General features: G+C 54.4%; 14 protein-coding genes and 1 pseudogene. 11 read left to right on the top strand and 4 right to left on the bottom strand.

What is annotated here, in order from left to right:
* Positions 1-50 precede the first annotated feature (50 nt).
* The 6 genes and pseudogenes from GSUB_RS17855 (at position 51) to GSUB_RS03345 (ending at position 6,645) form a co-directional block, all read left to right on the top strand.
* On the top strand, positions 51-2,084 hold the full coding sequence (locus GSUB_RS17855) for an ATP-binding protein (RefSeq protein ID WP_052464463.1): 2,034 nt from the start codon (positions 51-53) through the stop codon (positions 2,082-2,084).
* A complete protein-coding gene (locus tag GSUB_RS03360) occupies positions 2,077-2,493 on the top strand; it encodes a response regulator (RefSeq protein ID WP_052464461.1) in 417 nt (138 codons plus the stop codon). Before GSUB_RS17855 ends, GSUB_RS03360 begins: the two co-directional genes overlap by 8 nt.
* Positions 2,490-3,395: pseudogene (locus GSUB_RS03355) on the top strand (sigma-54-dependent transcriptional regulator); the annotation flags it as partial. The gene GSUB_RS03360 and the pseudogene GSUB_RS03355, both read left to right, overlap by 4 nt.
* A 59-nt stretch (positions 3,396-3,454) precedes the next feature.
* On the top strand, positions 3,455-3,871 hold the full coding sequence (locus tag GSUB_RS20210; RefSeq protein ID WP_492211716.1) for an AAA-type ATPase lid domain-containing protein: 417 nt from the start codon (positions 3,455-3,457) through the stop codon (positions 3,869-3,871).
* Entirely contained in the window at positions 3,765-4,199 is a 435-nt protein-coding gene (locus GSUB_RS19540; RefSeq protein ID WP_162483921.1) for a hypothetical protein, read from the top strand. Before GSUB_RS20210 ends, GSUB_RS19540 begins: the two co-directional genes overlap by 107 nt.
* Before the next feature lie 412 nt (positions 4,200-4,611).
* Positions 4,612-6,645 (top strand): OmcA/MtrC family decaheme c-type cytochrome, encoded by a 2,034-nt coding sequence (locus GSUB_RS03345; protein WP_040199187.1) that lies wholly within the window; start codon positions 4,612-4,614, stop codon positions 6,643-6,645.
* Positions 6,646-6,791: 146 nt separating this feature from the next.
* On the opposite strand, the gene GSUB_RS03340 is transcribed toward GSUB_RS03345, so the two are convergent.
* The 4 genes from GSUB_RS03340 to GSUB_RS03325 are packed head-to-tail and all read right to left on the bottom strand — an operon-like array spanning position 6,792 to position 11,425.
* Positions 6,792-7,748, bottom strand: coding sequence for a transposase (locus tag GSUB_RS03340; RefSeq protein ID WP_040199186.1), 957 nt, complete (start codon positions 7,746-7,748; stop codon positions 6,792-6,794).
* A 52-nt stretch (positions 7,749-7,800) separates the two neighbouring features.
* On the bottom strand, positions 7,801-9,264 hold the full coding sequence (locus GSUB_RS03335; RefSeq protein ID WP_040199184.1) for a multiheme c-type cytochrome: 1,464 nt from the start codon (positions 9,262-9,264) through the stop codon (positions 7,801-7,803).
* Between the two features lie 50 nt (positions 9,265-9,314).
* A complete protein-coding gene (locus GSUB_RS03330; protein WP_040199182.1) occupies positions 9,315-10,169 on the bottom strand; it encodes a hypothetical protein in 855 nt (284 codons plus the stop codon).
* 17 nt (positions 10,170-10,186) lie between these two features.
* Entirely contained in the window at positions 10,187-11,425 is a 1,239-nt protein-coding gene (locus tag GSUB_RS03325; RefSeq protein ID WP_144401933.1) for a hypothetical protein, read from the bottom strand.
* Between the two features lie 519 nt (positions 11,426-11,944).
* Between GSUB_RS03325 and GSUB_RS03320 the strand changes: the two genes are divergently transcribed.
* The 5 genes from GSUB_RS03320 to nudC all read left to right on the top strand — a co-directional run bounded on the left by GSUB_RS03320 (position 11,945) and on the right by nudC (position 15,518).
* Complete coding sequence (locus GSUB_RS03320; RefSeq protein WP_052464455.1) at positions 11,945-12,220, top strand: cytochrome b5 domain-containing protein; 276 nt, start codon at positions 11,945-11,947, stop codon at positions 12,218-12,220.
* Positions 12,221-12,348: 128 nt separating this feature from the next.
* Positions 12,349-13,140: an alpha/beta fold hydrolase gene (locus tag GSUB_RS03315; protein ID WP_040199179.1), complete on the top strand. Its 792-nt coding sequence runs from the start codon at positions 12,349-12,351 to the stop codon at positions 13,138-13,140.
* A gap of 26 nt (positions 13,141-13,166) precedes the next feature.
* Positions 13,167-14,042, top strand: coding sequence for a diacylglycerol/lipid kinase family protein (locus GSUB_RS03310; RefSeq protein WP_052464453.1), 876 nt, complete (start codon positions 13,167-13,169; stop codon positions 14,040-14,042).
* A gap of 26 nt (positions 14,043-14,068) precedes the next feature.
* Positions 14,069-14,590: an NUDIX hydrolase gene (locus GSUB_RS03305; protein WP_040199178.1), complete on the top strand. Its 522-nt coding sequence runs from the start codon at positions 14,069-14,071 to the stop codon at positions 14,588-14,590.
* Between the two features lie 22 nt (positions 14,591-14,612).
* Positions 14,613-15,518, top strand: a complete 906-nt coding sequence (nudC, locus tag GSUB_RS03300; RefSeq protein ID WP_052464451.1) for an NAD(+) diphosphatase — start codon at positions 14,613-14,615, stop codon at positions 15,516-15,518.
* Positions 15,519-15,597 lie beyond the last annotated feature (79 nt).

Here is a 15,597-nt window from a genome sequence, read left to right as displayed (position 1 = left end):
ATTTGGTTATTATTCCAACATCCCCACGCCCTGTACACAGGCTTTAACTCATGCACGAGAAAAATATAAGAAGGCAGGTTCTGGTTCCACTCACGCTCACCTTCCTCGTTCTCATCAGCTCTTTTCTCTATGCAAGCTACCGTATCCGCATGCAGGATTCTGCCGATGATTTAAGTCATCGTTATGAGCGAGTGCAGAACCTTTTCGACGGTCTAGTGGCCAGCCGTGAAAAATCCATGCTTTCAGTGGTTCAATTCATTGCCGAGCAAAAACGCTTTCAGAATGCCATGATTGCCGAAGATCGCCAACTTCTACTGGAACACGGCTCGGCTCTGCTCGATCGCCTCTATCACCAGCAGCAGATCACTCATTTTTATTTTCATGATGTCAATGGCCACCACTTCCTGCGAGTCTACCATCCGGAAAACACTGCCGACACGCCCCAGCGCGTCACAATGCGACGCGCCATAACACAGGCAAAACCGGCTGCAGGATTGGAACTGGGAGCAAACGGGACATTCACTCTCCGACTCGTCTACCCCTGGCATGTTGAGGGGAAATTGGCCGGGTATATCGAGCTCGGCCAGGAGGTCGACCACATACTTCATGAGATCAAGAGCATTACCGACATTGATTTTATCCTCGCACTCGACAAACAGTTTCTGAATCGCCAGTCCTGGGAGGAGGGGATGGCCCTGCTTGGTCGCCAGGCCGACTGGGACCTGCTGCCGGGAATGGTCCTGATCGATCAAACGGTTTCCGTGCCACCTGAGGTCGCGGCAGAACTGTTATCCGGGGAGGTCATTTACCATGAGCATGGGGCAGTCCTTCATACGGAGGGCCGCTCCTATCGTGGCCGTGCATTTCCGCTCAGAGATGCCGCTGGGCGCACCGTCGGCGACTTCATTATCCTCAATGACATTACCCAGGAAATGGCCTCTTTCCGAGTCTTTATCGCACAGGTCATTCTTTTCAGCCTGCTTTTGAGCTCTGGGCTTTTTGCTTTTTCCTACCGGGTTCTCGGGCACGTCGACCGACGCCTGGCTGAAAACCGCCGCCGCCTTCACAGAGAACTCGACAAACAGGCTCATACCAACCAGAAGCTGGAAATCGAGATCGCTGAGCGCCGCCACGCCGAAAAGGAATTGACCCGCCTGAATGAAAACCTTGAACAGCGTGTTTACGAAAGAACCAGTGAGCTGCGCGCTAAAAATAGAGAAATCGAAGCAGGGCGCACAGCGCTCGAAGAAGCATACAAGAACCTTCAGGAGCAGCAGGCGACTATCCTGCAGCAGGACAAAATGGCTTGCATCGGCCAGCTTGCGGCAGGCATCGCCCACGACATCAACAACCCCATCGGCTTTGTGAAGGGAAACATCGAGGTTCTGGGCGGTTTCTGGGAAAAAATTTCCCAATTTATCGCGATTCAAGATCAGGCGTTAAAAAAATCAGGACCGGCAGAAGCGTATGAGAAAACCGGCAGCAGCCGTCGCACTCTTCAAATTGATTATATCCTTGAGGAACTCCCGGCAGTGCTGGAGGAATGTCTCGAGGGAACAGACCGAGTCAACAAAATCGTCCTCAACCTCAAGGGTTTTTCTCGTTTCGATGAACCTGAAGCCCAATTAACCGATATCCACGAATGCCTGGAAAGTACAATCAGCATTATCTGGAATGAGCTCCGCTATAAGGCCACAATAACAAGAGATTACGGACAAACCCCAAAAATTTTCTGCTTTCCTCAGCAACTCAACCAGGTGTTCATGAATCTTCTGATCAACGCCTCGCATGCCATTGACCAATGGGGGGAAATCGGGATCAAAACCTGGGCGGACGACACCGACCTCTATATTGCCATTAAAGACACAGGCAAAGGGATTCCCGAAGAAAACCTCTCGAAAATTTTCGAACCGTTTTTCACCACTAAAGAAGTTGGCGTTGGAACAGGCCTGGGCCTGAGCATCGTCTACGACATCGTCCAAAAACACGGGGGCAAGATTTCAGCCGAGAGCGTACCCGGAAGCGGCACCGTTTTTACCATTCGCCTCCCCTTTCAAAACAGGCTGGAGGCATCTCATGCCTGAGCCCCTGAGTATGCTGTGCGTAGATGACGAAGTTCACATTCTCAATGTCATCAGAAGGCAACTTTTCGACATCGATATTGAAATTTATACCGCACTGTCGGCCAAAGAAGGACTGGCCCTGTTACCTTCCCTGCGGCCCGTGCAAATCATCCTGTCGGATTACCGCATGCCAGGGATGAACGGTATTGATTTTTTAGAAGAAGCCGCCGAGATCAACCCTTCTGCTTTCTGTATTATCCTTTCCGGGTATGCCGACATCAACACGGCAAAACAATCCCTGGAGGATAGAAAAATACACGCATTCCTGCGCAAACCCTGGAGTGCAAAAGATCTGCAGAAGGCGATAGCCCAGGCCATGTCCCTTCCAAAAACCGACCTTACGGAATCCCCGACAACAGGCGAATCATGACTTCATTCGATCATAACTCCTCGGCACCGATTAAAATTCATATCCTTTACGTCGATGATGAAGCCGCATACTGCCGACTCTTCCAACGGGCAATGGTCGACGAGGAACGCTTCGTCATAACCACCGCGCAAAGCGGCGAAGAGGCGCTGCGCCTGATGAACGAAACCACCGTAGATATCGTCTTTACCGACCTGCTCATGCCGCGCATGGATGGGATGGAACTACTTCGACAGGTCCGAAAAAATTTCCCCGACACATTCGTGCTGATGCTCACAGGTGTCGATTCGACGGCAGAGGCAGTCAAGGCGATCAAAGCCGGGGCTTATGACTACATTCTCAAACCCCTCGACATGGACATGATCCGCCGGCAGCTGGACAAGATTATCCAGCATAAGGAATTGCTGCAAGATTCCGCGCCCACTCCCGGAACAGGTTTTCGCTTCGAAAACCTGGTAGGCAAAGATGCCACCATGTTCGAAATTTACGAGAAAATCCGCCAAGTAGCCCAAACGGATACAACTGTCCTGATCCATGGAGAAAGTGGCGCCGGCAAGGAATTGATCGCTGAAGCCATCCATGCTCGCAGCACGCGCCGAGAGCAGCCTTTTATCCCTGTGAACTGCGCTGCACTCAACGAAGCCCTGATCAGCAGCGCCCTTTTCGGGCATGAAAAAGGAGCCTTCACTGGCGCCACGTCGCGCAAATGCGGTCTCTTTGAAGCGGCCTCCGGAGGAACGATCTTTCTCGACGAGATTGGCGACATCCCGATCCAGACCCAGGTCACCCTGCTGCGGGTTCTGGAACTCGGCAATTTTCAGCGGGTGGGAGGCACCGAAACCATTCAGGTCGACACCCGCATCATCTGCGCCACCAACCGCGACCTGACGGCCGCCATCAAGGAAAAGACCTTTCGTGAAGACCTGTACTACCGCATCAATGTGGTTTCTCTGACTGCCCCCCCTTGCGATCGCGTAAATCCGACATCCCCCTGCTGGCAAATTTTTTTCTCAAGAAGTACCGGCGTCAAACAGGGAAGAATATTGACGGTATCGCCAAATCAGCCATGGCTTTACTTTGTGAGCACGACTGGCCGGGAAATGTCCGTGAGCTGGCCAACACCATTGAGCATGCCGTCGTTTTCTGCCAAGGGTCAAAAATCCTTCCTGGGCACCTTCCCGAGTCGGTTGGCAACGCTGCGGACCAAAACTTCAACCTGACGCTGAAGAACAGTTCTCTTGCTGCAGCAGAAGCAGCCCTCATCCGAGAGGTACTTGAACAAAAAGGCTGGCATCTCTCCCACGCAGCCGAGGCCTTGGGTATCGCGCGTGGTACGCTTTATAGCAAGATGGAAAAGCTCGGGATTCGCAAACCCGCCTGAAAAAAACCACAACCACCGCCCGATTTTGGACACACTCGCCCATCAACAAACCTCGATCGCCCTTACACCTCGCCCGTGTCCGCCGGTTTTTGAACAAATAAAGCTATTCACAATTCCCACTGAAGCACACGGCCTTCCGCGAGTTTTGATCTTCGCCTCCCCCCAGCGCCGCCGGATCTTGAACATTTTAATCTTCACCCTTCAGGACGCCAAGCCCAATATGTCGTTTTTATTACATTTCTCTGTTGGCACTGCGTTTGCTAACTTCAGATTAGTTAAGCCTAAATCCAGATGCCAAGCCTTGGCCTTTTCAGGAAAATATTTTTAAAAGCCAACTAAAGGAGGTGTCATCAAACGACCAGAGAAGGAAAATTTGTTTTACAGAACAACTGCGAAAATTCAACAAACAATGAACGGAGGCTTATTGCATGAAGCGGTTTTGCATGTTTAATCGTTATCTCCTGATCCCCTTTTTCGCGCTCAGCCTGATTCTAGCCGGCTGTTCCGGCGACGATGGAAAAGATGGCGCACCGGGGGCACCAGGTGAAGATGGCGCACCAGGCGAACAGGGCCCTCCCGGGCCACCCGGCACACCCGGAGAAGGTCTCACATTATCATTTGAAGACGCGCACGCTCTTCCAGTCAAACCTTTTGACCAAAATGCAGAAATTAAGGAGGTTTCTCTCAACAATGGGCAGGTTTCACTGACTTTTAAAACTCCCGGGTTTGAGGGAGATCGGATGCATGCCGAATTCACCATTGCCAAATGGGTTCCCGAAGCGGGCACATGGGTAAGCATGCTTCAAAGAGATCGCCAAACGGGTGACAATCCCAGGGTTATTCGCGCCGGGAACCTGCGCAAGGAAAATGACAGCGCACTTTCACCCATTGAAGAAAAAACGTTCCAGTACACATACACCGATGGTGATACGGTCATCGACTTCAGCAACGGCGCCTACTGGACCAGCCCCACATCCGACGGTTCGGCTCCAGATGCAGAAGCGTTCGGATGCAGTGACATCAGCCCTGACTACTGCAACTTCGTTGCGGGCATTCTAGCAGACATCAACACCTTCAGCACCTGGGAGGCGGGGGCAACATATCGCGTCGCCGTGACCAGTCGCACCGGCGACAGCCGCAACGGGGACTACCGCTTCAATGCACTGGCCCATTTCCAGTTTGACGACGACGGCAATGTGACCCTCGTCGGCAATCCCCATAAGATTATGGATATAGCATCCTGCGCTTCCTGCCATGGCACCGCTGCAACAGCTTTCAACGCACATGGTTCACAGCGCCATGATCCCAATGTCTGCGCAAACTGCCATAACGACTTTACCTTTGATCGCAATGAATCCGTTGCGGAAGTCGATGGCTGGTTTACCCTGAGCATGACCAACATGATCCATGGAATTCATGCCGGCATCGAAGACTTCCAACTTGACGGCAAACCCTTCCAGCAGGTGCGCTATCCCGATTGGACTTTCGGCAGGACTCCTCATCCCAGTGACGAGACCCCCTACCCCGGCAACCCTGGGGTCGCGAATTGTGTTTCCTGCCACAAAGGAAGGATTCCCACTGCCAATCAATTATGGAACAAAGTTAAGCTCAGCGCTTGCACCTCCTGCCACACGGACAGGGAAAGCGGGACAAATGCATTTCATTACCAGGATAGTGATTGCACTTCCTGCCATTCAGAGGGTGATATTCCCAGCGCAGAGGAGTTTCACCAGGTAGGCGCCACGCTTGATCAATTGGCTGCTGCAAGAAGCTATCAGATGGAAATCCTGAGCATTGAAGGTGCCGTTACCGGCTCAGAAGCAAAAGTCACCTGGCGTGTACTGAAGGATGGAGTATATCAGGACATCTTCGAAGGCGAGGACATCTATCTCGAAAAATCCGTGCGTCTCGGGATCGGCTGGGGGTATGGCGATGACTGGACGAACGATGGTTCCGGCGTTTCAAGCAACGGTGACGCCGGCCGCCCCTTCCAGGTCGAGGCTGATAGCGGAAACACAGCCCCTGTCGATGGTGACAACACAACAGCGGTCACAACCTTCGCGGTCCTTCCTGACGGTGCCATGGAAGGCCGCAACGGATTCGTAGTAATTGAACGCGGCCCTGCTGGCATCAATGCCAGCAGCGTCGTCAGAACGTTCACTCTCGGCTCCGGCCTGGTTGAAGAATTTGGAGAGCGTCGCCAGATCGTCAGCACCGAAAATTGTCTGAGCTGTCATAATACGATCGGCCGACACGGCACTACGGCCGACAACGACATCATGGCCTGTGTCACCTGCCACAACGCCGGCTCTCTGAGTCGCGATGGCAGTACAGTGCAAGGCACCGTCGATTTCATGTACATCATGCACGCAATCCATGGCGTGGGTGAGAAACGCGGCAAGTTCGATCGCCGGCGCGACCACATCGTCGATGGTGTTTATGACGGCGGATATACCCATGTCACCTATCCCAACACCGTGGTGGACTGTAACGCCTGTCACATAAACGACAGCCATAAATTTCCTGTTGACCCCAAAATGCGCCTCGGCGTAATCGGCAACGAGATGAAGAACCTATATGCGAACGGATCGGGGGTCAATGGCCCCACAGCCTCCGTGTGCTACTCCTGCCACGAAATCACCGATGATGAATTGGCAGACCGCGTCCTGCGTGGACACATGACGGCTGAAGGGGGTGACATGTTCGGCGGATATGATCATATTGATTATTTCGACGGATTCCCTGTAGAATCCTGCACCGTTTGCCACGAGTAGCAAGTCTCTAAAAGGCGAAAGGGAGGCAGCTTTGTGCTGCCTCCTTTTTTTTGTCGACCCTGTAAACTCTGGCAGATTATCTCCATCTCAATTTCGTCAACCAATGCCAGCTATCATCAACCCGTCAACCCGGGGACGGACGTTGTTTACTCGTCAACCAACTTCAACAATTGCGGACAATTTTTGACAACCAGCTCGCCTCGCGCAGCCGCGCGACTTACACCCGCTCGTTCGAGATTGACGTACCTTCCGACCACAACACCACTGTAACCAACGATACGAACAGCAAGGTAGCAGATAACGGCCCGCACCTCTGCAATTTTCGCAGTTCGCGTATTGCGAACCAGTTCTCCGGCTTCAATTTTATACTCACCACAGACACGCTTGACAATTTCATCGACCGGCATCCCCTTTTTGGATCTCCGCTCGCGCTGTTGCAGGGCCTGAAGCCTTTCGGCAAATCCTTCGTCGCCAAAGATATGGGGATCGGGAAACGGTTCTCCTTCACGAGCAGCCCCCCTCCTGGTGATTTTCTCCTGCGCATCCAAATCAAGACCATCAGCAATAAATGAGCGATACCTGATTCGTCCCTGCGCCCCATTGTTCGCAAACAACTCCAGAACCTCATTGACTGCTTGCCCAGGCAAGGCTTTCTTCCCCATGACGACCGCATGTCCGCACCAGGGATATTCATCCAACTCGTTCAACTCTTTCACCGCCCCGGCCCGCAGAGGGTTGAGATGGATATAGCGAACAAGTTCATGCAGATAGGTATCTTCATCACACACGATGGATCGATACCGGTTCTGGAAAAGATGTCCGCTACGGTCATAACGACGATTGAAGTAGATGGCATAAGCGGTGAGAAGCCGGCGCATCAGGTGGGCAAGCCCTGTTTGCTGAGGGCGCAGCAGCAGGTGAAAATGGTTGGACATCAGCGTCCAGGCAAAACACTGAGTCTGAGTTTCCGTGAGAAGATCGGAGAAACGGCTGAGAAATTTGCGCCGGTCGTTGTCATCAAGAAACAGGTCGCAGCGATTCACCCCGCGAGCGATGACGTGATAAGTAAGACCTGGGATGTCGAGGCGTGCTGTTCGTGGCATAAGCTTTAAGTAGCATGAAAGTGAAACTTAGGCAACAGGTAAACAACGTCCCCTACTCCCGTCCCCTACTCCCCTTGTCGGCGATGCGTTCATCAACCTGGCGTGTCGACGACCGCCCCTGGTGACACTCGAGGCAGAGATTATTGGCCTGGTTCAGACTGACAATCGCGCCGGAGGGGAATGCAACTTCATCAATCTGCCTCAGTGCGCCATCGGCGTTATTGGAATCATCAAGATCATGGCAGGCGACGCAGGCGACAACGCCGCCCTGCCTGGCAGCATCCAGGTCGACGGGGGGCACCCCGTTCACATAGCGAACGAATTCCACCCCGTTATGACATTTGAGGCAGGCGCCGTCGCTATCGGGATCGAATTGGTGAGTAAACGCGCCCCCCTGATAATCTGCATGTCCGGAACGGGCCCACGCCTCGGCAATAGCCATGGAATCCTCGGCAACAAACCGAGAAGCCGCATGCGGGCTGTGACACTGGGTGCAGGCGTTGCGGGCAGAAGCGTTGATGTTGTAACCGAAAATATCCGCCCCCGATTTAAAGTGGCTATCCTCGATGAGGGCATCGGTCGCGGGGTGGCCCGTCGCCAGATAGGTGTCCCGGCTCTCATCGAGCTGAAAGCTGTAGGTACCGCTTTCACTATCGAAATCATACTCGAGATTAACCTGATGGCAAGCAGTGCAAAGGTTGAATTCTCCGGAGAAAACCTCTCGATCATTGTCGACAATCGACGAAGTTCTCAGTGCGCCACTGTGGGGGTTGTGACAGGTACGGCATTGCACCGGGCTCGGATCGGAGGGAGGAGTCACTCCGGAGAAAAAAGTTTCCCATTGAGCCGCTTCAAGATCAACCGTCTTTTCATGATAATTGCGGAATAGTTCATCGCTGTGACACCGACCGCAAAGGGCGTTGCCCGGGGCCCGCACCGAGGTTGCGTGGCGACTGTCCTGATAGTTTGCAAGGAGGCTGTCTTCTGCCCCGACATGGGGGCTGGCCGGAGCCAGAAGGTCATGACAGTTCCCACAGGTTTCAAAACCAGGCACACTGCGGGGGAGCGGCCCGTCGCCAAAATGGTCGCCTCCGGCGCCGTGGCAGTTTTCACAACCAACGGCCGCCAGCCCCGCTTCAGGGATTGAGGCGCCGGCAGGCAGAAAGGACTCAATTGTCGATCCGTCGCCAATCGGATCATGGCAATCAAGACACGCCTGGGGCGCCGCTGCATCAAGGCTGCCCTGGGCGTGGCGGCCGCGCAGGTAGTCTGCAACGATCTCCGCACTGGCCTCGGGATCGAGTTCACCGAAAGTCAACAGCTGATGACAGGCCACGCAACCGCTGCTCCCCGTATAACGGATACCGTTCTCATCCACCCCGTAGCTGCCCACTGGCGCCTCCGCCTGCGGGGCATCGCCACTGCCGCTATTGCTTCCACATCCTCCCAGCAACATAAAGCCGAGAAGTGCGGCGGCAAAGGGCATAAATTTCAGGAACGATCTCAATTGGGCCATACGAACGATCATCACCTTATTACGATGCAGAGTCACAGGTCGCGAGGGCTTCAATATTGGTCATGACAGCGCCTGCAGGTTTTGCCGTTGCTTGCGTCCTTGAGACGACCGGCGCGGTCGCCCCAGTTTTTTCCATGCGGGCTGAAGCCCACCACGCCGCCTTTTGCGCTATGGCAGTTCATACAGACGTCGCCGCCAGGATGACAAGCCTGGCAGGTCGTCAAATTGCGCCGCGCATCCCGGGCATGGCCTGTTGACCAGTCGTGAAAACCTGGTGCAACGGAACCCTGTAGGTGGCAGTCATCGCAGTTGGTCTCAGGAGTCATGCCGGCATGAACCGTTTCAATATCTCCGATACCGTCAATCCCGAAAAAGCGGGCATGAGACGGGCCTCCTGCACGCCCGGTACGCCCGCGGAAGCTGTCGTGGCAGTCACTGCAAAACCGCGATTCATGGCAGCTGGCGCAGAGCTGTTGATCGGTTCGCGCTGCAACCGGGTGCGTCACATGGAAATCGCTTTTATGCACATTGATCATGGCATTGCCGAAATCGCCCTGCTCGTCGGCAAAACCGGCTGCGTGGCAGTCAAAGCAATCACTCTGGCGATGGCAGGCGGTGCATTCCATATCGTCACTTTTCGCCTGCGTGCGATGGTTGAGCGCCCATGTCACTCCGTGGGTTTTGGTGGTACCAAGCCGGCTTGCATCGACCAGGGGTTTGTCATGGCAGAAAAGGCAGACCTCCTTGTCCGGCACGATGCTCTTCGCATCAGGCACATGGCAGACATGGCAGGAGAGCCCCGGAAAATATTCTTCGAGATGATCGCGATGATCAAAGTCCACACTCCATCCCACCGACGCTGAAAGCGCCACCAGGGCAAGAGTTAATAAAACTTTGCGCATCATAAGGAAACTCCCTGCCGTCAGAAAATGAAGTTCAGACGTACCCGTCCGCGATTGTAATAATCCCACAGATCACTTTCGATACGTTCGACCTTCGCCTGCAGATTGATCGCCTTGGTTACGAATAAGGTTGCATCTACCCAGTAGCGCTTACTGGTGGTCTCATCACTGGATGAATCGATGTCGAAATAATCGATCTGCCTGTCAAAGACATCGACTTCCACTCCGGCACCGGCAAGTACGTGCTTGTTGAACAGATACGAACAGCGAAACTTGAACCCTTTCAGATCCTGTCCATCCTCATCGTCGCGGTACACCCCCGAGAGATAACCGCCCCAACGGTCGGTGCGCAGCTTTTCAAGGCCGGCCTCGAATACATTAGCGTCGGAAAATTCAGGATATATTTCACGCGTGTAACGACCAAAAACACGCCAGCCCGGTGCAATGTCGTAAGTGAGTTCAGCCAGGATTTCTTCGTATTCATCAACAGCGAAGACAGAATAGATGGACGTAGATGAAAACACCGGCAAGGAGTAAAGATACTCAAGGCGCGCTTTCCACTGGGAGAACTGATAATACCTGATCCCAGCCAGAAAGTAGCTGACACGATCGGAAAGATAGTCATACTGGGTCTCGCTGTAGAAATAGAGCAGGTCGTTGATATCATATTCGACATCGAGTCCGTATAACTCCTGGGCCAGCAACCCGCCGTCAAACCGGGCGAGATATGACAATCCCAGATTGAGCGTCTTGAAAAAAGTTCCTGTGATCTCGGCTCCGGCAACGGCATCCTTGGCATTGTAACCTTCGTAGTAAGCCACATCGCCGCCACCAAAAATGGTCAGGCTGTAATTGTCCAGGAAATCATAATCGAGCCGCAAACCGTCCATGACCGAGGCACCGGCAGCGGATGTGACGAACTGACGCCCCAATCTCAGGTCAAGGGAATCAACCCCAAAGTCCTGCTTATCGATATAGGCATAATACAACCGACTCTTCGCGGAAGAACTGCGCTCGCCAGCAAGATCATCTCCGATTCGTCCGTATATGCGGAAATCATATCCTTTATCGGCGAGGTCATAGGCGTTGAACTGAACATACTGATATGCCGGAACAATGGTTTTTCCGTTGGCGTCATCAAACCACTCAACCACCGTACTGGTGCGACCGGAAATCCTGGCGCCCGAGGCGTCAAAAAAAGGGCCAAGAACCAAAACGGCTGAAACCAAGCCGAAAAGAAGCCCCTTCTTAACCCCCATGAAACCTCCCGACCAAAACACTTCAATCTGCTCCGAAATCAGCATTAATTCAATCAACACACTGAAATGCGAAACGCCTGTACAAACTCAACAAAACCGCTTAAAACGAATAAAAACATTAACTTGCCATCAGGGTTTCACCTAAAACAATGCAAACGATCGAATGAAACCGACAGAATGAATTGGCAACAATTAAACACAACACACCTTAATTGTCAAAGCAAATCTTGCCCCCCCAACTAAACATTAATTCAGTAATTTCTATTTCTATTTATTGACTTTTCCCTATATTTAAAGAGCTACCAAGAGGCAATATTTCAGGTTTTCATTTCGGAAATAGCCAGAGACAATAGTAAAAACGGCCTTTTAATGCTATGATCTCCTATGCTGTGAGGCAAAAGGGATCCCGGAGAATTTGGACTGTGTAACTACACAGTCCTTCCAATTTTCACGAGCGTACCAAGCAGCAATGAACTTGCAACAAAATGAAAGACGTTTTCATGATGGGAGGTTTACCGGATGAAATTATCGGAACTGAGCAACTTTGATGGACGCGGCGGCAACAACGCCTATGTCGCCGTGAGCGGCAAAGTTTATGACGTGAGTGAAAGCGAATTGTGGCAGAATGGTGACCACCAAGGTCAACATCAGGCGGGAGCCGACCTGACTGAAGAACTCGGCAGCGCCCCCCATGTGCGCGCGGTGGTGGAACGCTTCCCGGTTGTGGATCATGTTGAGGAGCCGGAACCGGAGAAAAAGAAGAAGGGGTTGTTCGGACTGTTCGGGAAGGGGTAGAGAGGGACGCGGGACGAGGGACGCGAAATGCTTTGGGCTTTGGGCTTTGGGCTTTGGGCGCCTTCAGCCTCACGCCTAAAGCCTTAAGCCGCCCCCCTTAAGCCAAACATACAGGAGAGAATATATCGATGAAGGCTTGTATCAATGGGCGCCAGATTGCTTACAGCGACGAGGGGCAGGGACCGGCGATTGTGCTGATCCATGGCTTTCCTCTGAGTCGCGCCATGTGGACACCGCAGATCGAGGCGTTGGCTTCCGCAGGCTACCGGGTGGTTGCCCCGGACCTGGCTGGTTTCGGCGAAAGTGAATGCGGCGATGAACCTTATTCGATGGATCGATTGGCGGACGATGTCGCTCAACTGATGCTGCATCTCGGCATCGGGCGTGCGGTGGTGGGCGGCATGTCGATGGGCGGCTATGTTCTGCTGAACCTGCTGGAGCGGCATCCGAAAAGGATCGCCGGCGCCGCCTTCCTGGTGACCCGCTGCACCGCCGACGACGATGCGGGGCGGGAGAAGCGCAACAGCATGGCGCAAGCCGTGCGCCAGGGGCGTCGTCATGATGTGATCGACGCATTTATCCAACTGGTTTTCGCACCGAGCACCCTGGAGCAGAATCCAACCCTGGTGGATCAGGTCAGAGGAATTATGGAGCAATCCTCTGATGAAGGGCTCATCGGTGCCCTGCACGCCATGCGCGACCGTCCCGACTACAGCAGCCGCCTGGGTGACTTTCCTGTGCCGGCACTGGTTGTCGGTGCGACGGAAGATCGCGCCGTGCCGCCGGAGACCATTCCGGCCTTCACAAAAGGTCTGCCGGCCGGACGTTCCTGTATGATCGATGGCGCCGGGCACATGGCGAACCTTGAACAGCCCGAGGCCTTCAATCAATGCCTGCTTGATTTTTTAAAGTTGTTCTGACCCACATTCGGCCAAAAATATAAGCCATGCCCTCCCCCATCCTGCTCATCTGCAACCCCATCGCCGGCGGCAATGCGCGCCCCGCAATCCAACGGGCCGAAAAATATCTGCGCGACCGCGGCTATCAGGTGGAGACCGCCCTGACCCAGGCGCGCGGCGACGCGCAACGCTTCGCCGCGCAGGCACGCGGGAAGAGCTACCATCGTATCATCGTCGCAGGCGGCGACGGCACCCTGAATGAAGTGGTCAATGGACTGGCACCCTGCACAACGCCCCTGGCATTCGTGCCGCTGGGCACCACTAATGTGCTTTCGCTGGAGATCGGTCTGCCGAGAACTGTGGAGCAGGCCTGCCAGGTCGCGCTGGAAGGAAATCCTCGCCCTATAAGCCTTGGCCTGGCCGGTGAAACCCGCTTTCTACTGATGGCAGGCGTCGGCTTTGATGCACAGGTTGTGGCCGGCGTGAACGCTCGCCTGAAAAAGCTGTTGGGGAAAGGGGCTTACGTGGTGGGGGCTTTGGCCCAAGCGCTCAGGCACCGCTCGCAAGCGGTCCAGGCCCGCATGCCGAAGGGTCAAATTTTGACCGGCTATGGCGCAATCATCAGCAACGCCCGCTGCTATGGAGGGACATTCCAGATCACTCCCAAGGCGTGCCTGACCGAGGAGAGCCTCGAAGTTTTCATCCTGCGAAATGCGGGGCTGTCGGCTCTTTTAAAACTCAGCCTGCGCATGCTGCTGCGCCGCCCGGTGAGCCCCGCTCTCGGCGAAATTATCCGGACACGCGAGGTGACCCTTTCCGGCGACTCTGTCTCCGTTCAGCTCGATGGTGACTTTTTCGGGTTCCTCCCCCTGCATTTCACCACGAGCTTCGGTGAAATCACGCTGGTCTTTCCATCTCAATAACTATTTAAAAGGATCGATAACGCATCATGACTCGAATTGTTGAAGACATCTTTCACGGCCGCATCATTTCCGTGCGACGGGAGGAGTTTGAACTTCCCGACGGTCGCCGGGCCGTCTACGAGATGGTGCGCCATCCGGGCGGGGCAGCGGTGCTCCCCCTTCTCGATGACGGCCGCGTCATCCTGATCCGTCAATTCCGGCCGGCCGGCGGCGGCATGGTGTGGGAAATCCCCGCCGGCAAGCTCGACCCCGGAGAAAGCCCTGAGCAGTGTATCGAGCGGGAGATCCAGGAGGAGATCGGTTATCAGGCGGGAAAATGGGAAAAGATCGGCGAAATGCTGACCGCGGTGGGTTTCTGCGACGAAATTCTTCACCTCTTTCTGGCCAAGGATTTAAACGAGACGGAACAGGCTCTTGAGCCGGATGAATATATCGAGATCGTCCCAATACCTGCTGAAGAAGCACTTAAGATGGTTGACCGTGGCGAAATCAGCGACGGCAAAACCCAACTGGCACTGTTGATGGCAAAACGCCTGGGGCACATCTGACCGACATGGAGAAAAGCCTTCTATGACACCCCTTCCCGACTTTTTCGAATCCCCGCTGCATCTGCCGTTCAACTCGACAAGCATGGACGGATTCACTCTGCTTCCGCCGGACCTTGAGCCGCCCGGGACCGACGGTTGGTGGCTGGCCCTCCGCAGCAATGCGCTACTGCTGTCCGAGAAGGGTTCCATCATCGACCTGCCTTATGGCCCCTGCCCAGCGGATACTTCAGACAGTAAATCGATTTTTATCGGGACCTGGCAGGGCAGACCCGTTCGGGTTATGGCGATGAACCAGGAAGAGGATGTTCCAAGCGGCTTTGTCCTCGAAAGCCTGCTGAGCGCTAACCCCCGTATGCAGCCCGCGCATCTGTCACTGGGCGGGCTTGCAAGCCAGCTTCTTCATTGGGAAGCCAACAGTTGCTTCTGCTCGCGCTGCGGCGCGGCGCTGCAGCGACTGCCGGGAGAATGGGGGAAAAAGTGCGAAGGGTGTCATTATCTGCACTTTCCGCATATACATCCCTGCGTGATCGTCGCAGTGCGGCGACCCGGTGAAATTCTCCTGACCCGCAAGCGGGAATGGGCGCCGAACCGCTACAGCCTGGTGGCGGGGTTTCTTGACCCCGGCGAATGCCTGGAGGAGGCCGTAGCCCGCGAGGTGCAGGAGGAAACCGGCCTTCGGGTGAAAAACATCCGCTACGTCGGCAGCCAGTGCTGGCCCTTCCCCAGCCAGGTCATGACCGGATTCACCGCGGATTATGCCGGTGGAGAAGTGGTTGTTGAAGAGAAAGAACTGGAGGACGCACGCTGGTTTCCCATCAACGCCCTCCCCGACCTGCCGCCGAAACGCAGCATTGCGCGTTATTTGATTGATGGGGCAGGGGCAGAAGCAGGGACGCGAGACGCGGGACGCGGGTCGCGGAAACCTTAAAAGCAAGGCTATTCGCGGTTTTCGATCTTTATTTTATGGGAGCCATGGGAAGCATGAGAATCATAACTCCCATATTTCT

The sequence above is a fragment of the Geoalkalibacter subterraneus genome (assembly GCF_000827125.1).
GTDB lineage: Bacteria > Desulfobacterota > Desulfuromonadia > Desulfuromonadales > Geoalkalibacteraceae > Geoalkalibacter_A > Geoalkalibacter_A subterraneus.
This window is presented reverse-complemented; position numbering and strand designations above follow the sequence as displayed.

Bases quoted from the DNA above. Each gene is read 5' to 3' on its own strand.
- GSUB_RS17855 (WP_052464463.1), top strand. From the start codon at position 51: ATGCACGAGAAAAATATAAGAAGGCAGGTTCTGGTTCCACTCACGCTC.
- GSUB_RS03315 (WP_040199179.1), top strand. From the start codon at position 12,349: ATGAAGGCTTGTATCAATGGGCGCCAGATTGCTTACAGCGACGAGGGG.
- GSUB_RS03360 (WP_052464461.1), top strand. From the start codon at position 2,077: ATGCCTGAGCCCCTGAGTATGCTGTGCGTAGATGACGAAGTTCACATT.
- GSUB_RS03310 (WP_052464453.1), top strand. From the start codon at position 13,167: ATGCCCTCCCCCATCCTGCTCATCTGCAACCCCATCGCCGGCGGCAAT.
- GSUB_RS03330 (WP_040199182.1), bottom strand. From the start codon at position 10,169: ATGATGCGCAAAGTTTTATTAACTCTTGCCCTGGTGGCGCTTTCAGCG.
- GSUB_RS03345 (WP_040199187.1), top strand. From the start codon at position 4,612: ATGCATGCCGAATTCACCATTGCCAAATGGGTTCCCGAAGCGGGCACA.
- GSUB_RS03320 (WP_052464455.1), top strand. From the start codon at position 11,945: ATGAAATTATCGGAACTGAGCAACTTTGATGGACGCGGCGGCAACAAC.
- GSUB_RS03335 (WP_040199184.1), bottom strand. From the start codon at position 9,264: ATGGCCCAATTGAGATCGTTCCTGAAATTTATGCCCTTTGCCGCCGCA.
- GSUB_RS03325 (WP_144401933.1), bottom strand. From the start codon at position 11,425: ATGGGGGTTAAGAAGGGGCTTCTTTTCGGCTTGGTTTCAGCCGTTTTG.
- GSUB_RS03305 (WP_040199178.1), top strand. From the start codon at position 14,069: ATGACTCGAATTGTTGAAGACATCTTTCACGGCCGCATCATTTCCGTG.
- nudC (WP_052464451.1), top strand. From the start codon at position 14,613: ATGACACCCCTTCCCGACTTTTTCGAATCCCCGCTGCATCTGCCGTTC.
- GSUB_RS03340 (WP_040199186.1), bottom strand. From the start codon at position 7,748: ATGCCACGAACAGCACGCCTCGACATCCCAGGTCTTACTTATCACGTC.